The following is a 12,868-nucleotide window of genomic DNA, read 5'->3' as shown; positions in this document are numbered from 1 at the left end:
AGACAGAAGCCGGGCTTCCAAGCGGCGGCTGGAGGGCGGGGCTGCGCGGCAGCTGACAGCGCGAGCTGGGCTGCCAGGCGGCGGCTGGAGGCAGGCGGCCTGTGGGTCTGCGGTCCCTTGGCCCGCCCGCCCATCGCCAGCCGACCGGCGCCCGCTCGTCGTGGGCCGGCCGAGGCTCATCGTGGACCGGTGACTGCTCCCATCGCGATCCGACGGGCGCCCTTCCCTCACGGACCGGCGGCCGGGGTGGGAACGGGACCGCCCCCTCTCCCTCGCCGTAGCCAGCCTTCGCGCCGGAGGCGCGCGAGCGATGCCGCACGCGGCGACGCGACCGTCATCGCAGCGGGAAGCGCCCGACCGTCGTCGCTACAGGAGCCGCGCCGAGTCACCGACCCGGAGCGTTCCCGGGGTGAGCACGTCCGCCACCACCCCGAAGCACATCTCGCGTTCCTCCGTCAGGGTCTTCAGGACCCTGCGGTCTTCCGGGACGCCGTTTGCCTGGGACATTGTTGTCATGACGCAGCGGGGCAGGCGGGCCTGTACGCGTAGTACCAGCTCGTTGCCCAGGGCGAGTTCACGGCCCGGCCAGGCCTCCTCCGTCCATGGCTCGTCCGTGTCCAGGACGATGTTCTTGCGGAAGCGGCGCATATCCGCCGCACCCTGGTCCAGCAAGTCGCCGAAGGCGCGTAGCGAAGCTGTCGTCGCCAGCGATACCGGGCCGTCGTCGAAGTGGCCGACCGATGTCTCCCGCGCCAGGCGCACCTCCGCGCCGAGCAGCGACGCCAAGTGCGCGTCGTCGCGCAGTTCGCCCCCGTCCGGCAGCGTTACGCGCGGGCGCGCGCCCACCCCGGACGCGTACGACGCGCGGTAGTGCAGCAGGCCCTCCGTGCGGCGGAAGCGGCGGCTGTTCTTGCCGCTGCCGAGCTTGCCGTCGTCGTAGGTGACCGCCCAGAGGCGGTCGGCCTCGGCGCCGCGGGCGTCGAAGGACAGTTCCCGCAGGCTCTCGCCCAGCATGGACTTCACCGGATAGCGGTTCAGCTCGGCAATCTGCATGGGGCCGATCCTAGGTCCCTCGGGGGTCTAGATCTTCGACGGGTCGAAGCCAAAAGGCAGTTCAAGGCGGTGCCGGGCCATCAGCGCGTCGTCCGACAGCAGCTCCTTCGTCGCCCCGTCCGCCGCGATCACGCCCTCGCTGAGCACCACCGAGCGCGGGCAGAGCTCCGCGGCGTACGGGAGGTCGTGGGTCACCATCAGCACAGTGACGTCCAACGAGCGCAGGATGTCCGCCAGTTCGCGGCGCGACGCCGGGTCCAGGTTCGAGGACGGCTCGTCCAGGACCAGGATCTCCGGCCGCATCGCGAGCACCGTCGCCACCGCGACCCGGCGGCGCTGGCCGAAGGAGAGGTGGTGCGGGGGGCGGTCCGCGTACGCCGCCATGCCGACCTGCTCCAGGGCCGTCCGCACCCGGTCCTCCAGCTCCTGCCCCCGCATCCCCGACGCCGCCGGGCCGAAGGCGACGTCCTCGCGCACCGTCGGCATGAAGAGCTGGTCGTCGGGGTCCTGGAATACGATGCCGACGCGGCGGCGGATCTCCGGGAAGTTGGCCTTGACCACCGGGAGCCCGGCCACCCGCACCGATCCCGCGCCGGCGTCCAGGATGCCGTTGAGGTGCAGGACCAGCGTCGTCTTGCCCGCGCCGTTCGGGCCCAGCAGCGCCACCCGCTCACCGCGGTCGACGGTCAGGTCGACGCCGAAGAGCGCCTGGTGGCCGTCCGGGTAGGCGTAGGCGAGGCCGGAGATCTCCAACGAAGGAGTCGTCATACGAGAGTCCATCCCAGCAGGCAGACGGCGAGCGCCGTCGCGGGCAGTGCGGCGGCGTACGACCACTGTGCCCTGGTCGCCGTCGCCTCGTCGATCACGGGCATCGCGCCCGCGTAGCCGCGGCTGACCATCGCCAGATGGACGCGCTCGCCGCGCTCGTAGGAGCGGATGAAGAGCGCGCCCGCCGACTTCGCCAGTACGCCCCACTGCGCCGGGCCTCGCGCCGTGAAGCCGCGCGACTCCCGCGCGATGCGCATCCGCCGCATCTCGTCCGCGATGACATCGCCGTAACGGATCATGAACGACGCGATCTGGACCAGCAGCGGCGGCATCCGCAGCCGCTGCAGGCCGAGCAGCACCGAGCGCAGCTCGGTCGTCGCCGCCAGCAGCACGGAGGCGGCCACGCCGAGGGTGCCCTTGGCGAGGATGTTCCAGGCGCTCCACAGTCCTGATTCGGAGAGCGAGAGGCCGAGGACGGTGATCCGCTCGCCTTCGGCGACGAAAGGCATCAGCACCGCGAAGGCCACGAACGGGACCTCGATCAGCAGCCGGCGAAGCAGAAAGCCCGGCGAGAGCCGCGCCAGCGCCGCCACGCCGGCCAGCAGCAGCGCGTAGAGCCCGAAGGCCCACATCGCCTCGCGCGGCGTGGCGACGACCGCGAGCACGAAGCAGAACACCGCGGCGAGCTTGCAGTGCGGCGGCAGCGCGTGCACGGGCGAGTGCCCGTGGCGGTAGAGCTTGTGGCTGTGGCCGGCGCCCATGGCCGTCAGTCCCGGCCCGCCGCGACCGGCTCCTGCGGTACGGAGGCGGCCTCGGCCGCGCCCTTGCGGCGGCGGACGACGACGAAGACGCCGGAGCCGACGGCGAGGGTCGCCGCCACCCCGATCACGCCGGCCAGGCCGCCCGACAGCCGCTCGTCGCCGACGTCCTTCGTCGAGTAGTCGGCGAGCGGGGAGTCCTTCGCCGCGTGGTCCTTCTCGTTCTTGTCCATGCCCTTGTCGCCGGCGACCTTCTCCAGGCCGTCGGGGTTCGAGGAGGCGTAGAAGCTCACGCCGCCCGCGAGGACGAGGGAGACCAGCACACCCGCGATCAGGAGGCGGCGCGGCTTGCGGGGCGTCGCGGCGGGGGCCGACGCCGAGGCGGGCAGCACCTCGGTGACCCCGTCAGCGGTGCGGATCTCCAGCGGCTTGACCAGGCCCTTCGCCCCGTGCACCAGGTCCGGCCGCACCGCCGCCACCGCGCTCACGGTCGCCGCCGTGATCGCCGCCTCGCCGATGCCGATGAGCACGTGCACGCCGCCCATGGCCACCGCGACCTTGCCGATCGCGACGTCCGCCGTGCCGCCCAGCGCGTACATCCCGGTGAAGGCCAGCGCGGCCGCCGGCACCGAGATCAGCGCGGCCACGAAGGAGGCGGCGGTCAGGGACGTACGCCCCTTGGGCAGCACCCGCAGCAGGCCGCGGAAGAGCAGATACGCCACGACGACGGTGACCACCGCCATGTTCGTGATATTCACCCCGAGCGCCGTGAGGCCGCCGTCGGCGAAGAGCACCGCCTGCATGATCAGCACCACGGACACGCACAGCACGCCCGTATACGGCCCCACCAGGATCGCCGCGAGCGCGCCGCCCAGCAGATGCCCGCTGGTCCCCGCCGCCACCGGGAAATTCAGCATCTGGACGGCGAAGATGAAGGCCGCCACCAGGCCCGCCAGCGGCGCCGTGCGCTCGTCCAGCTCCCGCCGGGCGCCGCGCAGGCTGACCGCGACGGCGGCAGCGGCGACCGCGCCGGTGGCCACCGAGACCGGGGCGTCTATGAATCCGTCGGGTACGTGCATCGCAGGGGTCCTCCCGTAAGTGCAGAACCCTCCGATGGTAGCCCCCTATTGCGATGTAATTGCAATAGCGCCAATGCCGCGGAAATAGCCACTCCAGTTGCTGGGGCACCAACTGCCCCGAAAACTGGAATTTGTGACTCATTCGGCTACGGACCTCGCGTACCTCCGCTTTCCGCACCTGCACAAGGGCCTCATCTGTTTTGCGGCAGAGGACGACCTGTGGGTGGCGCCGCTCGCGCCCGACGGCGCCGAGCCGGAGCGGGCCTGGCGGCTCACGGTCGACCGGACCCGGGTCGACCATCCGCGGTTCTCGCCGGACGGCTCGCAGATCGCGTTCACCAGCTGGCGGACGATGGACTGCGAGATCCATCTGGTGGACGTCGAGGGCGGCGAGGCGCGGCAGCTGACGTACTGGGGCAGCCAGGACGCGAAGGTGCGCGGCTGGACCCCGCCGGACGAGCAGGGCGCATGCAAGATCCTGGCGACCTCGTCGCACGACCGGCCGCTCGCCAATTACCCGTGGGCGCACGGCGTGCCCACGGACGGCGCCCCGGGCGGCCGGCTGCCCTGGGGCCCGGTCAACGACATCGCCGTCGCCGACATCGACGGCGAGCGCAAGACGCTGCTGCTCACCGGCAAGGCGCCGCACGAGCCCGCCGCCTGGAAGCGCTATCGCGGCGGCGCCACGGGGCGGCTCTATCTGCACGGGCAGCGGCTGCTGAAGGACCTGGGCGGGCACCTGGACAGCGTGATGTTCGTGAACGGGCGGATCGCCTTCCTGTCCGACCACGAGGGCACCGGGAATCTGTACTCCTGCCTGCACGACGGCTCCGACCTGCGGCGGCACAGCGACCACGCCGACTTCTACGCCCGGCACGCCTCCACCGACGGGCAGCGGGTGATCTACCAGTGCGCCGGCGACCTCTGGCTGGCCGAGGACTTCTCCGCGAACGGCAAGCCGCGCAAGCTCGACGTCCGGCTCGGCGGCCCGCGGGCCGGGCGCCGCCCGTATCAGGTCGCGGCCGCCTCCAACGTGAACGCGCTCGCCTGCGACACCACCGGCCGCGCCTCCGCGGTCGTGGTACGCGGCGCGCTGTACTGGCTCACCCACCGCGACGGCCCGGCCCGCCGCATCTCCGACACCCCGGGCGTCCGCATCCGGATGCCCGAGATGCTCGGCTCGACCGGTCAGGTCGCGTACATCACCGACGCCGGCGGCGAGGACGCCATCGAGATCGCCGACCTGCCGCGTACGGGCCAGGTCCGCGACCCGCTGCGGCTGGCGGCCGGGCAGCTCGGGCGGGTGCACGCGCTGGAGGTGTCGCCGGACGGGAAGAAGATCGCGATCGCCTCGAACGACGGGCGGCTGCTGATCGTGTACGTACCCGACCGGGACGAGCCGCAGGTCTCGGCGGAGATGGCCGCCGAATTCGCCGAGGTGGCCGAGGAGGCCGCCGAGCTCGGCGAGGACCCGGCCGCGGTGCAGGAGGGCCTGGTCGAGCTCGTCAGGTCGGTGAACGGCCCGGTCCGCGACATCGCCTTCTCGCCCGACTCGGAGTGGATCACCTGGGCGCATCCGGGCATCGGCCGCTCGCTGCGGCAGATCAAGATGGCGAAGCTGGCGTCCCGGCACATCATCGACGTCACCCACGGCCGCTTCGAGGACGAGCAGCCGTGCTTCACCCGGGACGGCCGCTATCTGGCGTTCCTGTCGTGGCGCGGCTTCGACCCGGTGTACGACGTGCACACCGGGGACCTGTCCTTCCCGCTGGGCTGCCGCCCGTATCTGGTGCCGCTGTCGTCGGCGACGCTGTCGCCGTTCGCGCTGACGCCCGAGGGGCGGCCCGCGGCGGGCGGCCTGGAGTCGTTCGGGGCGGCCGACGGCGAGGGGATCGTGCACGTGGAGGAGGAGGGGATCGAGGCGCGGGTGACGCCGTTCCCGGTGGCGGCCTCGAAGTACTCCTCGCTGAAGCCGGTGGAGGGCGGCGGCCTGGTGTGGCTGCGCTGGCCGATCTCCGGCGCGCTGGGCGAGACCTTCGCCAACCCCAACGACACCTCCGGCAGCCCGACGCTGGAGCACTTCGACCTGGCCAAGGCCAAGCACATCCAGCTGACCTCGCTGGTGACGTCCTTCGTGGTCAGCGGCGACGGCAGCCGCCTGGTGGTCAACGACGGCGGCAACCTGCGGGTGATCCCGGCCAACAAGGGCGCCGAGCCGGACACCACCACGTACATCGACCTGCGCCGGATCATGCACGACGCGGACCCGGTGGCGGAGTGGCGGCAGGCCTACGACGAGGCCGGGCGGATCATCCGGGCGTACTTCTGGGAGCCCGGCATGTGCGGCATCGACTGGGATGCGGTCCTCGACCAGTACCGCCCGCTGCTCGACCGCGTCGCCGCCCCCGACGACTTCGCCGACCTGCTCAGGGAGGTCCTGGGCGAGCTGGGCACGTCGCACGCCTACGTCACCGCCGCCCGCCGCAACGAGGGCCCGCCGCACTACCAGCGCCCGATGGGCCACCTCGGCGTGAACTTCGCCCGCACCACCTGCGGCCGCTGGGCGGTCGGCCGCATCCTGCCCGGCGAGTCCTCGGACTCCCGCGCCCGATCGCCCTTGGCCGGTACGGGCATCCCGGACGGCGCGATCCTGACGCACGTGGACGGGCGCGAGGTGGACCCGGTGACGGGCCCGGCACCGCTGCTGGCGGCCGCGGGCAGCACCAGCGTGGAGCTGACCTTCGAGCTGGCGCCCGACCGGCCGCTGCGCCGCGTCGCGGTGATCCCGCTGGTCGACGACCGGCCGCTGCGCTACCAGGACTGGGTGGCGCTGCGCCGTCAGGTGGTGCGCAAGCTCAGCGACGGGCGCTGCGGCTATCTGCACATCCCGGACATGGTCGGCTCGGGCTGGGCGCAGTTCAACCGGGACCTGCGGATGGAGACCAACCGCGAGGCGCTCATCATCGACGTCCGCGGCAACGCCGGCGGGCACATCAGCGAGCTGGTGCTGGAGAAGCTGACCAGGTCGCTGATGGGCTGGGACCTGACGCGCAACGCGCAGCCGGTCCCGTATACGAGCGTGGCGCCGCGCGGGCCGCTGGTGGCGATCGCGGACGAGGGGACGTCGTCCGACGGCGACATGATCACGGCAGCGTTCAAGATCCTGGGGCTCGGTCCGGTGGTCGGGCTGCGCACGTGGGGCGGCGTGGTCGGCATGACCGGGCGGCACCGGCTGGGCGACGGCACCACGATCACGGTGCCGATGAACGCGGCATGGTTCGAGGAGTACGGCTGGGACATCGAGAACGAGGGTGTGGACCCGGACATCGACGCCGAGCGGACGCCGCTGGACTGGGCCGAGGGCCGGCCCTCGGAGCTGGATATCGCGGTGCAGACGGCGCTGGATCTGCTGGCGGACCAGCCGGCGGCGGTGCCGCCCGACTACAGCGACGTACCGGACCGGCGGCGGCCGGAGCTGCCGCCGCGGGCGGGTGCGGGCGAGGAGCGCGACGAGGGCGATACGGGGCCGGGGCTGGCGGAAGCCGCCTGATCAGGGGCCTAAGACTTGCCTGACATGCGGTCCTGTGCCTGCTGTGTAACGCTGAGAAATGCCCCAAATGTCTCACTTGCTAGGAAGTGATTGGATCATGGGCATCGGAGATTTCCTGGACAAGGCCAAGGAAGCGGCCGAAGACGCCGTGAACAAGGCCAAGGACGCCGCCGAGGGTGCCGGTAACAAGGCCCAGGACGCGGCTCAGGGTGCGATGGGCAAGGCCCAGGACGCCGGTGACGGCGCGCGGGACGCGGCGGGCAACGCGGCCGACCGGGCGCAGGACGCGGCGGGCAACGCTTCGGACCGCGCCCAGGACTTCGGCCAGGACGCCGCCGACCGAGCCCAGGACGCCGGCCAGCGCGCCCAGGACTTCGGCCAGGAGAACGCCGACCGGGCGCAGGACGCCGGCCAGCAGGCCGAGCAGGGCTGGAAGGCCCCCGACGAGGCGGACGACTTCTAAGCGCCCGCACACACACGAGGGCGGCACCCGCTCAGGGTGCCGCCCTCGACTTGCGTCGGTGCCGTCGCTAGGACCGCGCCACCCGCCCCTTCTCGTCCGCCGCGCCACCGGCGCCGACGAGGCCGCGCGACTGCGAAGTCGCCAGCTTCGGGCCCAGCTTGCGCAGCTCCCGGGCCGCGCCGATGCCGATCACCGTCGGCAGCGCCCAGCGGACCGGCTGCATGCCGCGGAGCCACCACTGGCCGTATACGTGCGCCGAGCGGCGCTCGATGCCGTCGACCAAGCGGTCCACGGCCGGGCCCAGCGGATACGTCTTGTTCGCGGGCCAGGGCAGCGAGCGGCGGCCCTCGCGCATGACCTCGTCCTCGTCCGCGCCGCGCACCATGTCCGTATCGGTCCAGCTCAGGTAGCCGACGCCGACCTTGACGCCCTTGTAGCCCAACTCGCCGCGCAGGCAGTGCGCGAAGGCCTCGACGCCCGACTTCGACGCGCAGTACGCCGCCATCATCGGCGCGGGCGTGATCGCGGCCAGCGAGGCGATCTGCAGCAGGTAGCCGCGCGACGCCAGCAGGGCCGGTACGAAGGCGCGCGCCGTCGCGACCGAGCCGAGCAGGTTGACCTGGATGACCCGGTCGAAGGTCGCCGCGTCCGAGTCCTCGAAAGGACCACCGGTGGCGACACCCGCATTGGCGACCAGGATGTCCACCTTGCCGAAGCGGTCCACCACTTCGCGCGCCACGGTGCTCATCGCCTCGTGGTCGGTGACATCCGCCTCCCACCAGTCGGCCTCGGTGCCCACGGCGCCCGCGACCCGCTTCAGCTCCTCCGGCTCCAGGCCCACCAGCGCCAGCTTCACGCCGCGCGCGGCGAGCTTGCGGGCGAGCAGTTCACCGACGCCGCGTGCGGCGCCGGTAACGACCGCGACCTTGCCCTCGAGATTCGTCACGCCGACTTCTCCGCCTTCTCCTCGGCCGTCTCCGGCTGCCCGTACTTCTTGACGATCTCCCGGATCAGCGCGACGACATCCTCCGTCGACTCCACCGGCGTCATGTGGCCGCGCCCCGGCAGCTCGGTGAGCCCCTCGGACTGCGGCAGCGCCGCCTCGATGCGGCGGGCGTGCACGGCCGGGGTGAGCCGGTCCGCGGTGCCCTGGATGACCGCGGTCGGCACCGGCATCCGGCGTACCTCGGCGTCCAGTTCGAGGCCCGCGAGCACCCGGCCCCATTCGCCGCGCGGCTTGCGCGGACACGACTGCACGATACGGGCGCAGGCGTCGAGCTGCTCAGGCGTCGCGGCCGGGCCCATGGTGACGTACTTGAGCAGCCGCTTCGATATCGGCGTCACCGGCCCCATCGGCGCCTTCGACACGAGCATCACCCGGTGCGCGAGCTTGCGCAGCGCCTTGATCCGGATCGGGAAGACCTTCGACTCCAGCCGCAGCCGTGAAGCCCCGGTGGAGACCAGCACGGTGGCGGTGGCGCGCTCGCGCAGATACGGGCGGTTGGCGGCCGCGATGATGGTCATCGCACCCATCGAGTGGCCGACGATCACGGCCTGTTCGCCTGGTTCGAGCGCCGCGTCCAGGACGGCACCGAGGTCGTCGGCGAGGGCGGTGGTCGAGTACCCGCCGGGCGAGCTCGCGGCCGGCGAGCGGCCGTGGCCGCGCTGGTCGTACGCGATCACGCGGTGGTCGGCGGCCAAGTCCCGTATCACCGGCGCCCAGAAGGCCGTCGAGCAGGTCCAGCCGTGCGCGAGCACCACGACCGGGGCGTCCTGTGGCCCGTGGATCTCGATGTTGATACGGGCCCCGTCGGGCGAGCTCGCGGTGAGCCGGCGGCGCGGCTCGGGCGGTGCGTACGGGCCTGTCTTCAGCAGCCGGGTCATGCGGGGACCTCGCTCACGTCGTCCGAGTCGTCCAGGGGCGGGGCGGTGCGCGCGCCGGCCCGCAGCACCTCGTACTCCTCCAGCCGCACATGGCTGGTGACCCGGCGGAACTCGCTCGTGGTGCCGGGCCATACGGTCGTGTTCTTGCCGTTCGCGTCCAGGTACCAGCTGTTGCAGCCGCCGGTGTTCCACACCGTGCGCTTCATCCGCTCCTGGAGCTTGGCGTTGTACTTGGCCTGCGCCTCCGGGCGGGCGTCCAGGGCGCGCCCTGGACCGAGGGCGTTCAACTGCCGCATGTAGTCGATGAGGTAGTTGATCTGCGCCTCGATGATCAGGATCATCGAGGTGTTCCCGAGCCCTGTGTTGGGCCCGATGATCTGCAGCATGTTCGGGAAGCCGGCCACGTTGGAGCCGCGCAGCGCCTCCATGCCGCTGTTCCCCCAGGCCTCGGCGAGGGTGGTGCCGTTGCGGCCCTTGACCCGGTCCTTGAACGGCATGTCGGTGACGTGGAACCCCGTACCGAAGATGATCGCGTCCACCTCGGCCTCGGAGCCGTCGGCGGCGACGAGCGTATTGCCGCGAACCTCCTTCAGGCCGGAGGCGACGAGGTCGACGTTGTCCTTGCCGAGCGCCGGGTAGTAGTCGCTGGACAGCAGGATGCGCTTGCAGCCCGGCTGGTAGTCGGGGACCAGCTTGCGGCGCAGCTCCGGGTCCTTGACCCCGCGGGCGATGTTCATCTTGCCGAGGCGGCGCAGGAAGCTGAGCTCGCCCGGGTGCTTGGTGAACGCGGCCACCTGCAGCTCCCGCAGCCCCCACAGGATCTGCCGGCGCAGCCGGGCGGTGGCCGGGACGCGGGTGTGGATCCACTTCTCCACGCCGCTGATCTTCCGGTCCATGCGCGGCAGCACCCACGGCGGCGTGCGCTGGAAGAGCGTCAGCCTGCCGACCTCCGGCTGGATGGACGGCACGATCTGGATCGCCGAGGCGCCGGTGCCGACGACCGCGACGCGCTTGCCGCGCAGGTCGTAGTCGTGGTTCCAGCGCGAGGAGTGGAAGACCTCGCCCTTGAAGCCGTCGAGTCCGGGAATGTCCGGGATCTGCGGCTCGGACAGCGGCCCGGTGGCGCCGACGACGACGTCGGCGGTGAACTCGCCCTGATTGGTCTCGACTTCCCAGCGCAGCTCGGCCTCGTCCCACTGGATGTTGAGGACCTCGTGGCCGAAGCGCAGATGCGGGCGCAGCCCGAAGGTGTCGGCGACGCCCTCCAGGTAGTCCCAGATGTGCCGCTGCCCGGAGAAGGACCGCGGCCACTCCGGGTTCAGGGCGAAGGAGAACGAGTAGAGGTGCGAGGGGACATCGCAGGCGCAGCCCGGGTAGCTGTTGTCGCGCCAAGTGCCGCCGATCGCGGCGGCCTTCTCCAGTACGACGAAGTCGGTGATCCCTTCGCGCCGGAGCTGCACCGCGGCGCCGAGACCGCCGAAGCCCGCCCCGACGACCGCCACCCTGACATGCTCGCGCCTGAGCTCGACATCGGCCATGTGTCGCCTCCCGCTCGGTAACCTTGCCAGTGTTTACTGGCACGATGAGGAGAGTAGGGCAGGACCGTACTCATGGGTAGGGGCTGTGCGAGACAAAAAGTCAGCAAGAGCGAACGCTGCCGCGGGGCCCGGCCACACCAGCCCGCCCGGGCGCCCCTCCCGTACGCTGTGCCCCGTACCGGAGAAGGGGGTCAGGCGCCAGCATGGGACGTGAATACCGGCTCGACGAGCTAGCCGAAGCCTCCGGCGTGCGCGCCCGAACCCTCCGCTTCTACCGCGAGCGAGGCCTGCTGCAAGCCCCGCGCCGCGAGGGCCGCATCGCCTGGTACAACGACGACCACCTGGCCCGCGTCCGCACGGTCGCCGCGCTCGTCGAGCGCGGCCACACCCTCGGCGGCATCGCGGAGCTGATCGCCGCCTTCGAGTCGGGCCGGGACGTGCGCGGGGCGGCGGAGCTGCTCGGCCTGCCGGGTGCGCTGGCCAAGCCGTGGTCGGAGGAGACGCCGGTCCGGCTGACCCCGGAGGAGCTGGCCACCCGCTTCGGCGGCGGCACCGAGGAGGTCAGCGCGGAGAACCTCGCCGACGCGCTGGACATCGGCTATGTCGCCGTCGAGGGCGAGGAGTTCGTGCACGTCAGCCAGCGGCTGCTGGACGTGTCCGGCGAGCTGGTGAAGAAGGGCGTCCCGCTGGCGGTGGTGCTGGCCGCAGGCCGCGAGGTGCGCACGCACGCCGACGCGCTGGCCGAGCTGTTCACCGGCATCGTCCGCAAGCACCTCCTCGCGGACGTGCTGGACTCCCCCGCCGACCTCACGCCCGAGCAGGTCGCCAGGATTACGGACACGATCGAGCGGCTGCGCCCGATGGCGAAGCAGGTGCTGGAGGCCGAGGTCACGATGGCGATGGACCGGCGGGTGCAGGCGGAACTGGAGGAGTGGCAGCGGGAAGCGGAGGAGGGCTAGGACGGTGCCGAAGTTCCCACTCGCGCCCCGCAGCGGGTCGGTGCTCGCTGCCGCGGCTGCTTGTGTTGTTGGGTTGTCGGCCTGTACGGGCGAGAGCGCCGGCGGCGACGCGGGCCAGCGCGGGAACGGCCTCTTCCAGGGGCCGGAGGCGAGCCGGTCCAACGAGGCGGCGGAGCCGAGCCGTTCCGCCGCCGACACCACCGCCTGCGGCGGCGAGCCGACCGGCAACGGGACGCCGACACAGAAGCCGTCCCGCCCCTCCGACCCGTCGGACCGGTTCAGCGGCGTGCTCGGCGTGAGCTTCGACGACTGGGAGTCGAAGGACAAAGCCGAGCAGGCGGTCCTCGACGCCGCCGCGGAAGCGGAGCGCCACACGTACCGTCTGGCGGGCGAGTACCAGGAGGAAGAAACGGGCGGGTATCCGTACCGCAGGCTCTTCGCCAAGTACTACGACAAGGGCTCCCAGGCCTACACCTGCCGTAAGGCTTACGCGGAGAAGTTCTACGCCGGCCCCCTCCGGCTCGACGGCACCGCCCGCTTCTACGACCCGCACGCCACCGTCGCGGCCGACGGCACGCACGCGACGGTGCGGTACTGCGCGGACCTCAGCGTCTTCCAGGCGAGCAAGGGCGGTAAGCGCTATGCGCTCGCCGAGCCGGGCACTTTCACGCGCCACTCCACTGAGCTTCGCAAGGTGGGGGGCGGTGCCTGGAAGACGGTGAAGGAGCGGGCCGAGCCCGGCGGTTGCGGCAAGGACGGGCTGCCCTGACGCTTTGCGTCAGCACCCCCTCACTCCAGCACCCCGTCACCCCATCC

The 12,868-nt window shown here is 71.9% G+C and carries 11 protein-coding genes; 4 read left to right on the top strand and 7 right to left on the bottom strand.

What is annotated here, in order from left to right; translation table 11 throughout:
- Positions 1–366: 366 nt before the first annotated feature.
- Genes G5C51_RS33490 through G5C51_RS33475 form a run of 4 tightly spaced genes read right to left on the bottom strand, consistent with a single transcriptional unit; the run spans position 367 to position 3,658 of the window.
- Positions 367–1,053, bottom strand: a complete 687-nt coding sequence (locus G5C51_RS33490; protein WP_165243074.1) for an MOSC domain-containing protein — start codon at positions 1,051–1,053, stop codon at positions 367–369.
- Positions 1,054–1,080: 27 nt separating this feature from the next.
- Positions 1,081–1,821: an energy-coupling factor ABC transporter ATP-binding protein gene (locus G5C51_RS33485; protein WP_165243072.1), complete on the bottom strand. Its 741-nt coding sequence runs from the start codon at positions 1,819–1,821 to the stop codon at positions 1,081–1,083.
- A complete protein-coding gene (cbiQ, locus tag G5C51_RS33480; protein WP_165243070.1) occupies positions 1,818–2,582 on the bottom strand; it encodes a cobalt ECF transporter T component CbiQ in 765 nt (254 codons plus the stop codon). The genes G5C51_RS33485 and cbiQ overlap by 4 nt, the downstream gene beginning before the upstream one ends.
- Before the next feature lie 5 nt (positions 2,583–2,587).
- Positions 2,588–3,658 carry an energy-coupling factor ABC transporter permease gene (locus tag G5C51_RS33475; protein ID WP_165243068.1) on the bottom strand — a complete coding sequence of 357 codons (1,071 nt, stop codon included), beginning with the start codon at positions 3,656–3,658 and terminating at the stop codon, positions 2,588–2,590.
- A 133-nt stretch (positions 3,659–3,791) separates the two neighbouring features.
- Here G5C51_RS33475 and G5C51_RS33470 point away from each other — a divergent pair, with 133 nt between their 5' ends.
- Positions 3,792–7,208, top strand: coding sequence for a S41 family peptidase (locus tag G5C51_RS33470; RefSeq protein WP_165243066.1), 3,417 nt, complete (start codon positions 3,792–3,794; stop codon positions 7,206–7,208).
- 97 nt (positions 7,209–7,305) lie between these two features.
- Positions 7,306–7,671 carry a YtxH domain-containing protein gene (locus tag G5C51_RS33465; protein WP_165243064.1) on the top strand — a complete coding sequence of 122 codons (366 nt, stop codon included), beginning with the start codon at positions 7,306–7,308 and terminating at the stop codon, positions 7,669–7,671.
- A 67-nt stretch (positions 7,672–7,738) separates the two neighbouring features.
- Here the strand turns inward: G5C51_RS33465 and G5C51_RS33460 are convergent, their stop codons facing one another.
- From G5C51_RS33460 to G5C51_RS33450, 3 genes are read right to left on the bottom strand one after another with little or no spacing between them, the layout of a single operon-like run.
- Positions 7,739–8,617: an SDR family oxidoreductase gene (locus G5C51_RS33460; RefSeq protein WP_338118396.1), complete on the bottom strand. Its 879-nt coding sequence runs from the start codon at positions 8,615–8,617 to the stop codon at positions 7,739–7,741.
- Positions 8,614–9,555 (bottom strand): alpha/beta fold hydrolase, encoded by a 942-nt coding sequence (locus G5C51_RS43385; protein WP_165243060.1) that lies wholly within the window; start codon positions 9,553–9,555, stop codon positions 8,614–8,616. The genes G5C51_RS33460 and G5C51_RS43385 overlap by 4 nt, the downstream gene beginning before the upstream one ends.
- A complete protein-coding gene (locus G5C51_RS33450) occupies positions 9,552–11,093 on the bottom strand; it encodes a flavin-containing monooxygenase (RefSeq protein WP_165243058.1) in 1,542 nt (513 codons plus the stop codon). Before G5C51_RS33450 ends, G5C51_RS43385 begins: the two co-directional genes overlap by 4 nt.
- A 203-nt stretch (positions 11,094–11,296) precedes the next feature.
- On the opposite strand from G5C51_RS33450, the gene G5C51_RS33445 reads away from it, so the two are divergent.
- Positions 11,297–12,052 carry a MerR family transcriptional regulator gene (locus G5C51_RS33445; RefSeq protein WP_165243056.1) on the top strand — a complete coding sequence of 252 codons (756 nt, stop codon included), beginning with the start codon at positions 11,297–11,299 and terminating at the stop codon, positions 12,050–12,052.
- A gap of 4 nt (positions 12,053–12,056) precedes the next feature.
- Positions 12,057–12,821, top strand: a complete 765-nt coding sequence (locus tag G5C51_RS33440) for a hypothetical protein (RefSeq protein ID WP_165243054.1) — start codon at positions 12,057–12,059, stop codon at positions 12,819–12,821.
- The last annotated feature ends 47 nt before the right edge of the window (positions 12,822–12,868 follow it).

Origin of the sequence: Streptomyces coryli (assembly GCF_011044975.1) — a bacterium.
Taxonomy (GTDB): domain Bacteria; phylum Actinomycetota; class Actinomycetes; order Streptomycetales; family Streptomycetaceae; genus Streptomyces; species Streptomyces coryli.
This window is presented reverse-complemented; position numbering and strand designations above follow the sequence as displayed.

What these genes read in the sequence shown, in the direction of transcription:
- G5C51_RS33490 (WP_165243074.1), bottom strand. Translation starts at nt 1,053, where the DNA reads ATGCAGATTGCCGAGCTGAACCGCTATCCGGTGAAGTCCATGCTGGGC.
- G5C51_RS33485 (WP_165243072.1), bottom strand. Translation starts at nt 1,821, where the DNA reads ATGACGACTCCTTCGTTGGAGATCTCCGGCCTCGCCTACGCCTACCCG.
- cbiQ (WP_165243070.1), bottom strand. Translation starts at nt 2,582, where the DNA reads ATGGGCGCCGGCCACAGCCACAAGCTCTACCGCCACGGGCACTCGCCC.
- G5C51_RS33475 (WP_165243068.1), bottom strand. Translation starts at nt 3,658, where the DNA reads ATGCACGTACCCGACGGATTCATAGACGCCCCGGTCTCGGTGGCCACC.
- G5C51_RS33465 (WP_165243064.1), top strand. Translation starts at nt 7,306, where the DNA reads ATGGGCATCGGAGATTTCCTGGACAAGGCCAAGGAAGCGGCCGAAGAC.
- G5C51_RS43385 (WP_165243060.1), bottom strand. Translation starts at nt 9,555, where the DNA reads ATGACCCGGCTGCTGAAGACAGGCCCGTACGCACCGCCCGAGCCGCGC.
- G5C51_RS33450 (WP_165243058.1), bottom strand. Translation starts at nt 11,093, where the DNA reads ATGGCCGATGTCGAGCTCAGGCGCGAGCATGTCAGGGTGGCGGTCGTC.
- G5C51_RS33445 (WP_165243056.1), top strand. Translation starts at nt 11,297, where the DNA reads ATGGGACGTGAATACCGGCTCGACGAGCTAGCCGAAGCCTCCGGCGTG.